This is a genomic window from Paenibacillus sonchi, assembly GCF_016772475.1.
Lineage (GTDB): Bacteria > Bacillota > Bacilli > Paenibacillales > Paenibacillaceae > Paenibacillus_AQ > Paenibacillus_AQ sonchi.
On sequence record NZ_CP068595.1, the window covers coordinates 1,262,660 to 1,276,760 of the forward strand.

Here is a 14,101-nt window from a genome sequence, read left to right on the forward strand (position 1 = left end):
GCGGATACGCCGTCCTTCTCTAAGAACGGCAGCGCAATATCACTCACAGCGGCTAATCCCGAAGTCATTCCCGGCTTTTTTGCGGATTAGCCTTTTTTTCATTTACAAAAGCTTCTTGGCGAATTGGGAACGGTCATTTACATTCATTTTAATATAAATGCTCTTTACGACATTGCGTACGGAGCCCTCGCTGATGCCCAGCGTGTTGGAGATATGCAGCGCACTTTTGTCGGAGAACCACAGCGAAGCGACTTCCTTCTCTCTCCCCGTCAGCTTGTAGTTGTCCAGCACCTTCTCCCGTCTGAATTTCTGCAGACCCGCATTGTTAACCATCCGTTTATATGCAACATTCTCCGCCAATTGCTGTACGAAGGGAATCGCAAATTCAATATGCTGGCCCGCATCAAAAGAAATATCCACATAACCCTGCGTGCCGCCGTCCAGAATGAGCGGTGCACAGACACAATTCCAGTTCTGGAACACAGCGTCCGTATGCTCCTTTCCCCGCACCACTCCTATACGGTTCATCTCCATAGCCAGCGAAACTGCATTTAAGCCCGAATACCGCTTGGAGAGATTAATGCCTTCCCTCAGCCCGGCACGGTCCATGTTCTCCTGAAGACTCCCCGAAGAGCAGATCAGGTCGAGAATCCGCCCCTCTTCATCGGTCAGAAATACAACATAAGGAATCGGAATGAACCGGCTGATGTTCACCATCTCAGCTCTCATGGATGCCACCATGGCCTCGCTATAGATTGCTTTGCTTTTTTCTTTTACAGAGAAAACCTGTGAGGACTGGGGCGGACTATGTAGATCTGAAGCATTCGTTTGACGAAAGGATGCAGCTTGAGCTGCTGGAAGGTCCTTCACCGAACACCACATTTTCATCCCGGAATTGAAGGTTGTCAATACAAACACCCCCTTTTTCTTTACCTGATCCGGAATCCTTGTGAACAAATTCACTACTTATAATTCATCTGCATTTGTTACAGCTATTCCCTTATCTCTACACACAAATTGTAACCTTCTAAAATATTAAATATATCATAGGATATTTACCGGACAATTGACAGTGGGCTAATCTTACGAATAAGAGTTGAAAAAATATCTTTCATCCGACTAAGAGCAGTGCGGAGATCTCCGCACTGCTCTTGTCAGGATGATTAAGTTAGCTTTGCTGCACGAACTGCCTAAGCCGCAGCCGGAGTCTTCTCTTGCGTCCGTTCCTTAGCGGACTTACGGAAATACAGCAGCTCATAGATGGCGGGCACAACCACCAGTGTCAGCAGTGTAGCTGCGGTCAAACCGCCGATGACTACAATCGCAAGGCTCTGGGAGACAATGCTGCCCTGCTCGGAATGTCCGAACAATAGCGGCAGCATGGCGCAGATGGTCGCGATGGCCGTCATCAGTATCGGACGCAGCCGGGTTCCGGCGGCCTCGATAATCGACTCACGTACGCTCATATGCTCTTCATTCTGTTTGATGCGGTCGATCAGCACAATCGCATTGGTAACAACGATACCGATCAGCATCAAGGCTCCGAACAAGGCCGTGAAGTCGGGAGTTACACCGGAAATGATCAATGCAACCACTGCTCCGATAGCCGCAAGCGGCAGGGAGAACATAATCGCCAGCGGTGCACGCAGTGTTTTGAAGGTCAGAACCATGATCAGATAGACGAGACCGATGGAGATCAACGCTGTCATGCCGAGGTCATTGAAGTCTCCGGCCTGGTCTGCCGAGGCTCCGCCTGCGAACAGTGTTACCCCTGCGGGCAGGGTAATGCGGTCTGTTTGTTTTTGGATATCTGCACCGATGGCCGACACTTTCTTCGGATCAACTTCGGCGGTAATGCGTACATAAGGCTTGCCGTCTTTATGGTAGAGCATGGCTGGCTGGTCGGTGACCTCAAGGGCAGCCAATGTTGAGAGCGGCTGGGGACCCCCGGCAGTCATAATCGTGATATTCTCCAGATCGTTCTGCCCCTTCGGCTGCAGCACAGGCTCCAATACCACTCCGGCAGGCGAGCCGTCCAGTTCTATTTGCCCCAGCGGAACCGGATTCAGCATCGCTGCCAGCTGCATGGAAATTTCCTGCGCATTGGCTTTAACCGGGTTCACCTTGAAAGCAAACACCGGCTTGGTATCCTCCATGTTGCTGGTAACCTTTTGTACACCGTCTACCGTTTTTACTTTGGCAGCTACGGCTTGGGCCACTGAATTAATAGACTTCAGGTCATCTCCAACGATATCTACGTATTCACTGGTCGAGCCTCCGCCCATCATACTGGACTCATTGGCGGTCAGCGTTGCACCCGCATAGGATTTCTGCCACCCGCGAACCTGGTCCAGGAACACCTGCGCATCGGCATCCTTTTTCATCATCACGGTATAATCCACCTGGGTCAGCGAGGTCACACTCCCCCATTGTGCCGAGTCGGCACTGTTTCCGGTCATCATAATTACGGTTTCGGCCTGCGGCTGTTTCATGAGTTCGGCTTCCAGCTGTTTGCCTTTTTCCAGCACTTCTTTCACCGGAACGTCATTGGGGTAGACCAATTGTACGGTAACATTGCTGGCATCCGAAGCATCCAGCGCCCCTTTGGGCATGGTAACATAGGCGGCAACGGAGCCGACCAGCAGCACCAGGCCCAGCGTCAGCGTAATCCATTTATGGCGCAGGTTCCATTCCAGAAAATGGCCAAACCGTCTGGACGGCTCATGCTCCTTCAGGGAAGAGCTGCGCAGGAGCCGGGAGCTTAGCAGCGGAACCACAGTCAGCGCCACTACCAGTGAAGTCAGCAGCGAGTAAGTTACCGTCAGCGCAAACGGAAGCAGGAACGCCTGCAGGCTTCCATTCAGCAGACCCATCGGCAGAAATACAGCAACCGTAGCTATTGTCGATGTAGTGATTGCCCTTGCGACCTCACGGGTAGCACTGATAATCATGTGAATGGAGAAGGGCTCCTTCTGCATCCTGCGGTGGATGTTCTCAATGACGACAATGCTGTCATCGACCAGCCGCCCGACGGCGACGGCCACACCGCCTAGCGTAACAATATTCAAGGTAATGCCGGACACGTCCAGCAAATAAAGTGTAACTGCCAGCGACAGCGGAATCGATACCGCGGTGATTAGGGTGGCGCGCACATTGCGCAGGAAGACAAGAATGACAATGGTTGCAAACAAAGCGCCGAGCAGCACTTCACGCATCATACTGTTGACGGAGGTGACGACCATATCCGAGGTGCTGAAGATGACGGCGACCTCTGCATTTTTGACCGACGCAGTCAGGTCTTTTGCAACGTCACGCACCTTGTCGCCTACATCGACTGCATTGGCATTGGCTTCCTTCGTAATAACAGCGAACAATACATCCTTGCCGTTCGAACGGCTGACGCTCTCCTGATCCGTCACCGCTTCCACAGCAGCGATATCCTGCAAGGTAACGCCGGGTGCGACCGGCAGCTTTTTCAGCGTATCGATGCTGTCAATCGAGGAAACCACATTCACATTCCCCGTCTGCCCGCCGATGGTCTGCTCTCCAATCGAAGCCGATACGCTTCGTCCCTGCAGCAGTCCCAGCACCTGGGCTGTTGCTATGCCTTTTGCAGCCATCGCCTGCGGATTAAGCTTCACGTTGACTTGCGGAGCCGTTTTGCCGTACAGGGCCACATTCGCTACTCCATCGATTTTCTGCAGCTCGGGAAGAATGGTCTCTTCGGCAAGCTTCAGATTATCCTTGGTGATCCCTTCATCGAAGGATACCGTGAGCTGGGAGATTGGAATCATCGAGGTGTTCAGCTGCACAATGAACGGGTCCATAACCCCTTCGGGGAAATGCAGCGCGCCGACCGCCTTCTCCACCTCCTGTGCCGCATCCTTCATATCGGTTTTGCCGTCAAAATAAATATCCACCTTCGCATAGCCGTCTCCGGAAGTGGACATCTGCTCGGTTTTGCCTTTCACGGCTGAGGTAGCCGCCTCAATCGGCTTCGTCACATTCGCCTCCATGGAATGCGCATCCTGGCCCGGGCCGAGCACCGTAACTGTAACCTGAGGATTATCGGCCTCCGGCATAAACTCCATTGGCAGCGAGGTATAGCTAAGGACCCCCACCACAAGCGCCATGACAACCAACAGCCCCACGGCCCCCTTGTTGCCGAACGACCACTTTGTTAACCATGCCATTTCTCTTTTCCCCTTCCATTCATGAAACATAGGTTTTGTATGTCTGATTCTTATGTATAGCTCACTTAGCTAAGTGTAGGGCCTGAAGGCCATCTCCAAAACCGCCCGGCGATGGGTTTCGCTCTCGTTCTCCAGACCGGGGACTTCTCCTTCCAGAGATAGAGCAGTCTGATGCAGCGTTAAATTCACACAGCACAAAAAAGCCCTTCTTCCTTAGAAGAGGGACTAAATAAGCAAGCCTAAAAGGGGTTCACTTAGCAGAAATAACCTTACTCCAGATAAAATACCTCACGCAGCGGCACCATCGGCGTTTCCTTATTGAAGTCAAAGGGGCCTTCGACCATCTTCGAGGTAATGGCATTCCATCTGTTGCAACTTACATCTTACTATTTCATATGATTCTATCCCTTTGATGACAGGGGCTGCAAGTCTAAGCGCTGATCCCCGCCTCATTCGGACGGAGAATAGCCGAGCCAATCGCCAGCAGAACCGCGGCCATGAGCCCCAGGACGGCAAAGGGCAGCCATAGCTCATTCCAGCTTCCACCGGCAGCAGCGATATCGACCGCTTGAATGGCCCATTTCTGCGGCACGAAGTTGGCCGCTTTTTGCATATAGTCCGGCATCACCGAGATTGGCCAGAAGCAGCCGCCCAGCATGCAGGTCGGTGTAAGAATAAGGGCATTCAGCATACCTGCATTGCCGGGATTGCGGACCAGCCCCGCCACGGTGCTGGCTATCCCCATCGATACCAGCATAAAGGCTGCCAGAACAAGGAAGTACAGGTACGTCGGAACCTCATAATCATAGCGCAGCACCCATTTTCCGAGCGTCAGCACAACGGCAATCTGGAGGATTCCCACCATACAGCTGCCCAAAAAATTACCCAGCGCAATTTCATAAGAACGGACCGGGGCGCTGAACATTCGCATCATGGTCCGCCCCTTGCGGTCATCCATAATCAGGGAGACGGTGCTTGTTACCAGCCCCATGAGGAACATGAGTGTCAGCCCAGTAATGACGCCAAGCGTTTGCCGGGGTACAGATCATAATCCGTACGCGTACTTCCCACGTTATGCTGCTCCGCCTGCTTCAGGATTGCACCAAGCTTAGCCTCTGCATCGCCCGCTCCTCCGTTAACGGCGTTTACGGTCCGGGCAGTGTCCAGCATTTCACCCGCAATGGTGTTCACTTTCATTTTGACCAAAATCGAGGTTTCTGACGCTCTAAGCTCGTATACGCTCAGCTCAGGCTGCTGTCCATGGGCAAGCTGGGCGGTATACTCCGCCGGAATCGATATTCCCGCTTCGCCTTCCTGCTGAATAATGCCTTCTTTCAGTGCCGCTTCATCGCTGCGGGCAATCAGCTTGTAATCTCCGGTGTTCTCAAGTTCAGCCAGCAGATGCCGCCCCGCTGCACCAGTGTCCATATTGTTGTACAATACAGTTGGCTTGTCGCCCTCCATCCCTCCGGTAACGGAAATAATGGCGGCGATGACAATGCTCGGCAGCAAAATATACGTAAGCATGCCTTTGCGGGACGCGATCGTCCGCTTGACCATATTCCAGGCAATCGCCAGTATTTTATTCATGGTAGCCCACCTTCCAATATGAGAAAATCGCTCCGCAGAGCATCACCAGACAGATAACCGATATCATGAGCAGATTCGGCGTAAGCTGTGGCAGTCCCGAATGCAGCATCATACGAATGATCGCCTGCAGCACCCAGTGGTTAATGGTGAAAGCGCCCAAGGTATTTACCCAGGAATCCGGAAGAGGAGCCATTCCCCCGCTGATAAAGGTCATACCTACCGTAATTACACTAATGATGCTTCTTGCGCCCGCCGCCGTTTTACTGAAGATGGAGACCACAATGGACATCGTCATGGAGGCGATAATCATCAGCAGGCAGAACAGCAGCAGCAGTCCCGGCCGGTTGCCCCAGTAAACACCGAACAGCCAATCGCTGAGCAGAATAATCGCCGTGCACTGAATAATGGATACGATGCCTACACCGAGCATTTTGCCGATGAACAGCTCTGAGGCTTTGACCGGCATTGAATTGATCCGGTGGAGGGTATGGTTATCCTTTTCGCTGAAAAGAGAGTTCGTGACTGTCATTCCGCTATAGAGCAGAAACATCAGCAGCATGGAGGCCGCATAGAATTGGGAAGCCGTATAGGTTCTGCCCCCGTTGTTAAGATCGCCCAGCTTGACGGCTTCGCGGTCCCCTGAAGAGGGGGCGGCAACCGCCAGCGCCTGTGGTCCAAGAGCCGCTGCCGCTGCCTGTTTATAATTTACCGTGCTTAGAAAATTGTCAAAAGCGGTTCCCGCCGTCAAATTATCCGTGTGGTTCTTGCCGAGAATAAATTCGAGCTGTGCCTTACCGCCCTGCTGCACCTCGCTGTCGAAGCCGTCTGGAACAATAACCGCATAGCCGTATTTGCCGGTACGCAGTCCACTTTCCGCTGCCTGGCGGCTCTCTGCATCCTGTGGAACAATAACCTTCTGAATGTCAGGCAGCTTCAGAAAGGCGGCAATCATAGCCGACTGCCCTTCACCTGTGGGATTAACTACTGCCACCCGTACAGGTTCTATCTTGGTTGCGCTTTTGACACCGACCACCCCGGACAGCGAGGCGCCCAGAAGAAAGATCAGCACCAGCGGCAGCAAAAACATATTCAGCAGCATCGAGCGTGAGCGGAACAATCTGCGCAGCTCGTATGTCATAATCGTCCAAATGTTCATTTCAGCCCTCCTCCTCTAGTCCCGCAAGGTCCGCCCGGTTAGGCTGAGAAACAGGGTTTCCAGGTCCGGCTCTTCAATATTCAGGGAAGCAATAACCCCTTCATGCTTGGCGAAAATAAATAAAATGTCCTGCAGCTCACTTTGCGAGGAAGGTAAATACAGCTCTACTGTATCTCCGTTCAGTTCGACGCGGTTTATCCGCGGATGCTTGCCCAGCTCCTGGATCAAGGCCGGCGTAATATGAGAGGCCTTCACAACAATCCTTTCTTCATGGGCTACCCGCTCCCGCAGCTCGCGTTCGGTTCCGCAGGCAATGATGTGGCCTTTGTCCATAATCGCTACCCGGTCGCATATAGCCGCTACCTCCTCCATATAGTGGCTCGTATAGATGACTGTTGAGCCCAGCTTGTTCAGTGCCTTTACCGATTCCAGAATGTGATTGCGCGATTGGGGATCAATGCCCACGGTCGGCTCATCCATAATAATCAGCTTTGGACGGTGCATGATCGCACAGGCGATGTTCAGCCTTCTTTTCATCCCGCCGGAGAAGGTGGACGGTTTGTCCTTTGCACGGTCACTAAGTCCGGTGAAGGCCAGCGCCTCCTCAACCCGTTCCTTCAGCAGCTTGCCGCGCAGGCCGTACAGCTTGCCGAAAAAGCTCACATTTTCTGTTGCGGTCATATTTTCATATAAAGCCAGCTCCTGGGGAACAAGACCGATGCGCTTTTTGACCTCAAGCGGTTTGCTCAGGACCGACAGTCCGTCAATCACGATATCGCCGCCGTCAGCCTTCAGCAAACCGCAGATCATGCTGATGGTAGTGCTTTTCCCCGCACCGTTTGGGCCGAGCAGGCCGAAGATCTCTCCTTCCTGAATGCTGAAATTCACGTGATCTACCGTTAGTTTTTGATCATACCGTTTCACCACATCGCTTAGGACTGCAAATGCCATCTTTCATCTCTCCTGTTCCTATGTGCTTCTATGGATTTATTGTAGCGTAAGATGGAGGCTCCCGAAGGTACGAAAGGTCATGAATTGGAGGTGACTTAAGTCATCTCCTGAATCAGCAGGTTCTTATGCTAAGATAAGCATAACAACCTTATAAAGGATGACCTCCATTTGAACAGAGAAATGAACGTCCTGCGCTATGCGCTTATGATCATCCCCGCCCTGATGGCTATCTATCTCTATGACTATGCGGATTATGAGCTGTTTACTTTCCATTTCCTTTTGCTGCTGCTGGTTGCCGCTCTTGGCGGGCGGCTGCCGGGTCCTCTCCGTGCGCTGGCCTGCGCCATTGAGCTGCTCTATACGGCCTGGCTGTGCCGGCATTATGGAGATCTGATGATTTTTCCGGCTGTTTCGGCACTGTTGAATTACTCCAGACTGGAGAACAGGCTTGTGGTGCTTGTCTTCTTCGTTATTCATGCAGCGGCGCTAAATGTGGCGTTAAGCGGCTCAGAGCCCCGGGTCTGGGTGGTTATAAACCTTACCTTTTTGCTCTCCGCAGCTCTGAACAAGCTGCTTATGCGCTCGGGGCGCGGGAGAGTTGACACACTGTTCCTCTATGACGAGCTGCGCAAAAAGCATTTTGAGCTGGAAGAAGCCCGCAGCAGCCTGCTCCAATTCACCGCCCAGATCGAATCGGCCGCTCAAGCTGAGGAAAGGATACGGATTGCCCGTCAGCTGCATGACGATATCGGCCACCGCCTGATCCGGGTTAAAATGATGACTGAGGCCGCCATTCACACGCTGCCGCATTCCCCGGAGACAGGGATGGAAATGATGACTCAGATCCGGGACCAGCTGGCGGCCAGTATGGACGATATGCGTGCAGCGGTACGGCGGATCAACTATGGCTCACAGCTCGAAGGGGCTTATGCGCTGGACCGGCTGCTGGAGGAGCTTGGCCGGGATACCGGCATTGAAACCTCCTACCAGGTGTACGGGATGCCGTACCCCCTATATCCCAGCGTTCGGGTCACCCTCTACAAAAACGCCCAGGAGGCTCTTACCAATGCTATCCGCCATGGCCGGGCGACCGCAGTATGGATCAAAGTCTCGTTCAGCGAGCAAGAGGTGGCCATGGAGGTAGGCAATAACGGCCTGCGCCCGGAAGAAAACCCTCTGCTGAGACTCAGGGGCAAAGGTGGGATGGGGCTGCAGGGAATGGCCGAGCGGGTTCATTTGGTCGGCGGAACGCTGGAGCTCCAGCTAGAGCCGGAGTTTGCTGTCATTACCAGGGTTGCCCTGCACAGTCAGCCCGACAAACTTCCACTGTAAAACCTTAGACAACAGCGGCTGGAAGTCCTAACATTCTCTGTAGTCACGACCCATCCCAAAATCGAAAAAACTCAAGTTCAATTTATATACCTAATTCTATAAGTTGTATACACCAAGAGATCTAAAATTCAACTTCTACAGCTAAAGGAGACCTGCCTCATATGATTAAAGTAGTTATCGTTGACGACGATTCATTTATCCGCGAAAGCCTTAAGGTACTGGTAGCACTCGACCCGGAGATTGAGGTAGCGGGCTCCGCTGGCGATGGCCGTGAAGCTCTGGCCCTGCTGAAGCAGCTGCCTCACGCCGATGTGGTGCTGATGGATATCCGGATGCCGAACTGCGACGGTGTCGAGGGTACCAAATTCATCAAGGAAGCCTACCCCGGTATCTCTGTGCTGATGCTGACGACCTTCGACGATGACGAATACATTATCGAAGCGCTGCGGAATGGGGCGAGCGGGTATCTGCTGAAGAATATTCCGCCGGACCGGATTATCCAGGGGATCAAAACGGTTCATGAAGGCAATCTGCTCATCCATCCCGACATCGCCCGCAAGCTGGCCGGTTTTCTGCAGCCGGCCGCGCCTCCGAAAGAGGCGATGCCCAAGACATTGGAGGCATACGGGCTGACCAAAGCCGAGCTGGCTGTGGTGTCCTTAATCGCGGAAGGCCATACCAACAAGGAAATCGCTGCCGGACTCTTTTTAAGTGAAGGTACGGTCAAAAATTACATCACCGATATCCTCAGCAAGCTCGGCCTGCGCGACCGTACACAAATCGCCATCTTCTACTGGAAGAATCAGCGGGAACACGGGAATTGAGGTTTGCCGCGGCGAGCCTGGCTGCTTCCCGCAGTTGCGGCCAACCCCAATATGAGAATCTAAAGTACAACTTTTGTAAGGAATCCCCCTATATGAGTTGAACAGGAGAGCTTGAAAGCTTGAGGAATGTGAGTAGGCTCATCAGGAACTAAAGCTAAGTGGAAAAAGTAAAACTAATTTGCTGAAATCCCGGCTACGGCAGGCTTTAGTTGTATTTTGTACACCTAATTCATGCCAATTCGTCCCATACGACCGTTTTCAGGCGAATTAGTGATACTTTTTCCAACATAGGCTACTCCATAAGCTGAATGAGCCCGATGAGTGAACCTTTTTCCCGCTAAGGATGACTGGCTCTGTTCATAAATTTTTTCAGATCAATCTATATAACTGGTGAATAGACAATCGGAGCCTACACAGCCTGGATTGTTGTACAATTTGCAAGAGAATTTTCAAGCCGACGCACTTAGACTGCTCATTGTTGTATGAGTTGCAAGATTTTTGCCCATTTGGCGTGCTAGGCGTGCATAATGTTGTATATTGTGCAGGAGAACTACCAATTGAAGTGCTTGAGGCGCACTTTATTGTACATAGTGCAGGAGAGTTACCAGTTGAAGTGCTTGGTGCGCACTTTATTGTACATAGTGCAGGAGAGTTACCAGTTGAAGTGCTTGGAGTGCACATTATTGTACAACATGCAGGCTTCTCGTCCGCTTCATGCTGCAGATGAACCCGAGTGCGCCGCCTGTATCGCCGGCAACTTTCAAGTCATCTGCAATTTTTGGTATTCTATAATTCCTGTACTGTAAAAAAAGCCTGTGCTCCCTGAATACCAGGAGAACACAGGCTTTTGAATTATTACTGCCCTTTATAACTGCCCATTTCCCGGATGGGTAGGCGTGCATAACAATTGCTGGAGCTCTGTCCAGTATTCAGAGCCGTAAAAATCGGCCCACGCTAGACTCCGGCTGATTCCTTCTTGGCGTCCGCAGCCGTACCCTTGGCCCGTCCCAGTCCGCCGGATGGAAGACTCCGGCGGCTCGCCCCGGTCTTCATCGCGATAATGCTGAAGATACTGGAAGACTTGGCCTCTGCGGTGACCCATCCGTCCGGCTCCGGCACCAGAATGATGCCGAGCTGATGGTGGTCGCCGTCATAGATCGCGCGCTGGAGGTATTTGCTCTCGCCTGCGCGGTTCTGCACCTCCAGCTTGCAGAACGCGGGGTTCATGCGCAGCGCCTCATGCAGCTGCGCGGCATCGGTCAACAGGACCCCGTTGACCTTCAGCAGGATTTCGCCCGGCAGGATGCCCAGCTCCTGCGCGGGGCTGTCCGGCAGCACGGCCAGCACCTTGCGGCCGGCTGGAGGATGCACGAAGATAGGGCTTAGACTGCGCTCCTCCAGAGCGCTGTACCAGCCCAGTGCTTCGTGCAGCAGCACCGCGGCGAGCGCCGCGAGCACGGTCAGCGGGCTCCACCAGGCGGCAAGCCCGCTTAGAGCCAGCAGGACGGTGCTGTACAGCAGCAGCCGTCCTGCTGTGCGGGCGCTCTTCCGCCCGGGCAGGAGGCCTTGGGTCATCTCGCTGAAGCCGATGATGACCGGCAGGGACACCAGGCCCAGCCCGCCGCCCAGCAGCGGGTGCCAGGGCAGATCGCCGATTCCTGCGCCCGAAGGAATCAGCAGGAACAGCGGCAGCGGCCAGAACGCCTCCAGCTGATAGCCGCCGACCACCTTGCCGCGCTTGCCTTTGAGAAAGAGCGGCGCAGCCAGCCTTGCGCCCTGCCAGCGCGCCAGCAGCGCCTCGGCCAGATGCAGCAGGGCGGCCAGCACCAGCAGGGCGGGAATATCCATCTCCCGCAGCGCGGTGGCGATGGTTCCGGCCAGCCCGCTCTGCAGCGTGTCCGGAAAGAACGAAAGAATAAATTGCAGGATGCCAAGCACTCCAATGGAGTAAGCAAAACACAAATAGCGCACACGAAACAGCATGAGCACCAGGCTGACAGCCCAAATGATGGCCACCGCCGTACCGGTCAGGGATATCCCCAGAGCTACAGCTGCCAGAGAAACGACCAAGCCCGCGACCAGGCCGCTCCATACCGTACGCCAGGTCTCGCGGCCCCAGCTGTGCAGCTTCACATGAATGAATTTCCGTTCCAGCGCCACCTGCCTGCGGTAGTAGAGAGCAATAAACAAAATAGCAATATAGTAATAGGGCTGAATCAGCAGATGTACGACTGCTGTGCCCCAGCTAGTAAGCAGTTCCGGCATTCCATTCAAACCGTTCGTCACACTCCTTTTAAGTCCGGGTAGTGTTGATCTGCAGTAATGCAGCGTTCGCCTTCAGGTACCGTTACAGCGGGAAATAGAAAAGTCATCTTATAGCGGGAACCCTATAAATTCTAATATTTCTAGAAAAAAGAAGGCTGAACTCAGCCTTCTTACTTTTTCGACAACGACGCCTGAATTTCCTTCTGTACCTCGGCAATTCCCCTATTGAGCTGATTGTCGTTGACCGGGTTCTGAATGGCTTTGATTAGCGCCAGCTCCAGCGCTTCGGCGGTCTTGGCATCAACGATGCCTGTCGCCTTCAGCTTGGATGCACTCTGGAATTTCTTCACCGCATCTTTCGTCGCGGTATCGAAATACCCGTCCTTGCGGCCCGGTTTGTAGCCCAGACCGTCCAGCATGGTCTGTGCGCTTTTGACATCCGCGTTGTTCATGTTGTATTGCAGGGATACGCTTTTGTTAATCGGCGCCACCGAGAAATAATCCGGCTGGGCCACCGCAATATCCGGCTTAATGCCCTTGCCGTGAATCCATGTGCCATTTGGCGTCAGCCATTTGGCAATCGTAATCTTCAGCAGGCTGCCGTCGCCGAGCTGCTTGTCAAAGCTCGTCTGGACCGTGCCTTTGCCGAAGGAATTTTCTCCGATCAGCTTGGCTCCCGCAGATTGCTGCAGGGCACCGGCCAGGATTTCCGAGGCGCTTGCGCTGCCTTTGTTCATCAGTACAACGACCGGATATTTTTTGCTTGAACCTTTAGAAGGGCTGACTTCCGGCTTCTTGCCCTTTTCCTCCACCTGCACAATGGTCTTGCCCGCCGGTACGAACTGTTCCGCCATATCAATCACCACCGGCAGTACGCCGCCCGGATCGTTGCGGACATCAATGACGAGTCCCTTCATGCCCTGCTTCTCCAGCTTGCCGAGCTCTTCCTTGAAACGCTCAGCGGTATTCATGGAGAACTGGGTAACCTCGATAACACCTACGCCATCCTTTTCGAGCTTGGCATAGACGGTTTCCAGCTTCACATCATCGCGGGTGAGCACGTATTCAAGCGGTTCCGCCGCTCCGGTGCGCTGAATCTTGAGTGTAGCCTTGCTCCCCTTCGGTCCGCGGATCTTGGCAACGGCATCATTCAGCTCCATGCCTTCGAGCGTTTCCCCGTTCACCGACAGAATCACGTCTTTAGCCTTGAGCCCTGCCTTTTCGGCCGGCGAGCCTTTGATTGGGGAGACGATAACTACCTTGCCGTTCTCCGAGGAGACCTCAGCCCCGATTCCCGAGAAAGAGCCTTCAATACTCTCCTCAAATTTCTCAGCGGTTTCCTTGCCCATATAATTTGAATAAGGATCGCCCAGTGCTTCCATCATTCCGTTGACGGCACCGTCGATCAGCTTCGTCCGGTCTACCTTTTCGTAGTAATAGCCCTCTATCAGGCTCAGCGCGGTTCCGAGCTTCTGTGACTCCTTCTCCTGCAAGCCACCAGGCGGTACAACCGCTGCCGCCGCACTTTCACCCGCAGCCCGTCCGAATATATCCGCATAGCCGGTGACGCCCAAGGTCAGCAGGCTTCCGCACAGCAAGGCAGCGACAATCATAAAAGCCGCTGTGCTTTTCTTCAACATGATGTTCCCACCGTCCCTTCTTGTCCCATGGCATAAAGCCAAGGACACGCCCGTTCTGCGAAGAACGGTATCTCTTCCAGTATATGCCGGAAATCAAATTAATATTTATAATATGCTAAACCTCAACTGATCCACAATAAAAAACTGCCG

Annotated in this window: 10 protein-coding genes; 2 read left to right on the forward strand and 8 right to left on the reverse strand. The window is 53.3% G+C overall.

The features are described 5' to 3' along the window. Nucleotides 1-102 precede the first annotated feature (102 nt). From JI735_RS05895 to JI735_RS05915, 6 genes are all read right to left on the reverse strand, one after another. Nucleotides 103-729: a helix-turn-helix domain-containing protein gene (locus tag JI735_RS05895; RefSeq protein ID WP_157771335.1), complete on the reverse strand. Its 627-nt coding sequence runs from the start codon at nucleotides 727-729 to the stop codon at nucleotides 103-105. A gap of 461 nt (nucleotides 730-1,190) precedes the next feature. After that, on the reverse strand, nucleotides 1,191-4,193 hold the full coding sequence (locus JI735_RS05900) for an efflux RND transporter permease subunit (RefSeq protein ID WP_039834749.1): 3,003 nt from the start codon (nucleotides 4,191-4,193) through the stop codon (nucleotides 1,191-1,193). 430 nt (nucleotides 4,194-4,623) lie between these two features. Continuing rightward, nucleotides 4,624-5,184 carry an ABC transporter permease gene (locus tag JI735_RS35365; protein ID WP_233476269.1) on the reverse strand — a complete coding sequence of 187 codons (561 nt, stop codon included), beginning with the start codon at nucleotides 5,182-5,184 and terminating at the stop codon, nucleotides 4,624-4,626. 14 nt (nucleotides 5,185-5,198) lie between these two features. Then, nucleotides 5,199-5,783, reverse strand: a complete 585-nt coding sequence (locus tag JI735_RS35370; protein ID WP_233476270.1) for a hypothetical protein — start codon at nucleotides 5,781-5,783, stop codon at nucleotides 5,199-5,201. Beyond that, entirely contained in the window at nucleotides 5,776-6,939 is a 1,164-nt protein-coding gene (locus JI735_RS05910; protein ID WP_202677160.1) for an ABC transporter permease, read from the reverse strand. Before JI735_RS05910 ends, JI735_RS35370 begins: the two co-directional genes overlap by 8 nt. A gap of 15 nt (nucleotides 6,940-6,954) precedes the next feature. Then, nucleotides 6,955-7,890 (reverse strand): ABC transporter ATP-binding protein, encoded by a 936-nt coding sequence (locus tag JI735_RS05915; RefSeq protein WP_039834753.1) that lies wholly within the window; start codon nucleotides 7,888-7,890, stop codon nucleotides 6,955-6,957. Nucleotides 7,891-8,058: 168 nt separating this feature from the next. On the opposite strand from JI735_RS05915, the gene JI735_RS05920 reads away from it, so the two are divergent. After that, nucleotides 8,059-9,222 (forward strand): sensor histidine kinase, encoded by a 1,164-nt coding sequence (locus JI735_RS05920; protein ID WP_051051697.1) that lies wholly within the window; start codon nucleotides 8,059-8,061, stop codon nucleotides 9,220-9,222. A 161-nt stretch (nucleotides 9,223-9,383) separates the two neighbouring features. After that, complete coding sequence (locus JI735_RS05925; protein WP_039834754.1) at nucleotides 9,384-10,046, forward strand: response regulator transcription factor; 663 nt, start codon at nucleotides 9,384-9,386, stop codon at nucleotides 10,044-10,046. Between the two features lie 954 nt (nucleotides 10,047-11,000). Here JI735_RS05925 and JI735_RS05930 read toward each other — a convergent pair. Together JI735_RS05930 and JI735_RS05935 are read right to left on the reverse strand one after the other, a co-directional pair. Continuing rightward, the gene (locus JI735_RS05930; RefSeq protein ID WP_411830112.1) at nucleotides 11,001-12,320 is read right to left on the reverse strand and encodes a PDZ domain-containing protein; all 1,320 of its coding nucleotides are present in this window, start codon (nucleotides 12,318-12,320) and stop codon (nucleotides 11,001-11,003) included. 161 nt (nucleotides 12,321-12,481) lie between these two features. Beyond that, nucleotides 12,482-13,951 (reverse strand): S41 family peptidase, encoded by a 1,470-nt coding sequence (locus tag JI735_RS05935; RefSeq protein WP_020426068.1) that lies wholly within the window; start codon nucleotides 13,949-13,951, stop codon nucleotides 12,482-12,484. Nucleotides 13,952-14,101: the final 150 nt, after the last annotated feature.

Bases quoted from the DNA above. Each gene is read 5' to 3' on its own strand.
- JI735_RS05895 (WP_157771335.1), bottom strand. From the start codon at position 729: ATGAGAGCTGAGATGGTGAACATCAGCCGGTTCATTCCGATTCCTTAT.
- JI735_RS05900 (WP_039834749.1), bottom strand. From the start codon at position 4,193: ATGGCATGGTTAACAAAGTGGTCGTTCGGCAACAAGGGGGCCGTGGGG.
- JI735_RS35365 (WP_233476269.1), bottom strand. From the start codon at position 5,184: ATGGGGCTGGTAACAAGCACCGTCTCCCTGATTATGGATGACCGCAAG.
- JI735_RS35370 (WP_233476270.1), bottom strand. From the start codon at position 5,783: ATGAATAAAATACTGGCGATTGCCTGGAATATGGTCAAGCGGACGATC.
- JI735_RS05910 (WP_202677160.1), bottom strand. From the start codon at position 6,939: ATGAACATTTGGACGATTATGACATACGAGCTGCGCAGATTGTTCCGC.
- JI735_RS05915 (WP_039834753.1), bottom strand. From the start codon at position 7,890: ATGGCATTTGCAGTCCTAAGCGATGTGGTGAAACGGTATGATCAAAAA.
- JI735_RS05925 (WP_039834754.1), top strand. From the start codon at position 9,384: ATGATTAAAGTAGTTATCGTTGACGACGATTCATTTATCCGCGAAAGC.
- JI735_RS05935 (WP_020426068.1), bottom strand. From the start codon at position 13,951: ATGTTGAAGAAAAGCACAGCGGCTTTTATGATTGTCGCTGCCTTGCTG.